Raw genomic sequence first — 1,277 nt, 5'->3', positions numbered from 1 at the left:
GGCCAGACCCAGCCCGGGGCGGCCCGCCGGGACGTGACGATCGCCGGGATCGTCCGCGAGGCCGCCCGGCGGGCACTGGACGACGCCGAGTTGACCTGGGCCGACATCGACGCCGTCGTCATCGGCAAGGCGCCCGACTTCTTCGAGGGCGTCATGATGCCGGAGCTCTACCTCGCAGACGCCCTCGGCGCGGTCGGCAAACCCATGCTGCGGGTGCACACGGCGGGCTCGGTCGGCGGGTCCACCGCGCTCGTCGCCGCGGGCCTCGTCGCCGCCCGCGTCCACGGCACCGTGCTCACCCTGGCCTTCGAAAAACAGTCCGAGTCCAACGCCATGTGGGGTCTGTCCCTGCCCATCCCGTTCCAGCAGCCCCTGCTCGCGGGCGCGGGGGGATTCTTCGCGCCCCACGTGCGCGCGTACATGCGGCGCAGCGGCGCCCCCGACACGGTCGGCTCCCTCGTCGCCTACAAGGACCGGCGCAACGCCCTGAAGAACCCCTACGCCCACCTCCATGAGCACGACATCACACTGGAGAAGGTGCAGGCCTCCCCGATGCTGTGGGACCCGATCCGCTACTCGGAGACCTGCCCGTCCTCCGACGGCGCCTGCGCCATGGTCCTCACCGACCGCGCCGGCGCCGCCCGCGCCCCCCGTCCGCCCGCCTGGATGCTGGGCGGCGCCATGCGCAGCGAGCCCACGCTGTTCGCCGGGAAGGACTTCGTCTCGCCGCAGGCCGGCAAGGACTGCGCCGCCGACGTCTACCGGCAGGCCGGGATCGCCGACCCGCGCCGCGACATCGACGCCGTGGAGATGTATGTGCCGTTCTCCTGGTACGAGCCCATGTGGCTGGAGAACCTGGGCTTCGCCGAGGAGGGCGAGGGCTGGAAGCTCACCGAGTCCGGGGTGACGGAGCTCGACGGCGACCTGCCCGTCAACATGTCGGGGGGCGTGCTGTCCACCAACCCGATCGGCGCCTCGGGAATGATCCGCTTCGCGGAGGCGGCGCTCCAGGTGCGCGGGCAGGCCGGGGAGCATCAGCTGGAGCGGGCCCGGAAGGTACTCGGGCACGCCTACGGCGGGGGCTCCCAGTTCTTCTCCATGTGGCTCGTGGGCTCCGCGCCCCCCGGCTCCTGAAAGGTCCTCCTCACGTGGCCTGTCGGCGGTCGGGACCGATCGCTAGGCTGGCCGCGGACGACGAGTCGGGAGGAGCCCGGACGTGGCCTTGAGCACCATCCAGCAGCAGCCGCTCTTGGGGTGGGAAAAGCCGGAGCTGGTCC

The 1,277-nt window shown here is 72.1% G+C and carries 1 protein-coding gene; it reads left to right on the top strand.

Annotated elements, in window-relative coordinates; all coding sequences use genetic code 11:
* Window positions 1-1,134, top strand: a 1,134-nt coding sequence (locus ACFW2E_RS46425; RefSeq protein ID WP_384478096.1) for a thiolase domain-containing protein, incomplete at its 5' end; no start/stop codon positions are given.
* Window positions 1,135-1,277: the final 143 nt, after the last annotated feature.

The organism is Streptomyces sp. NPDC058964, from assembly GCF_042741275.1.
Taxonomy (GTDB): domain Bacteria; phylum Actinomycetota; class Actinomycetes; order Streptomycetales; family Streptomycetaceae; genus Streptomyces.
This window is presented reverse-complemented; position numbering and strand designations above follow the sequence as displayed.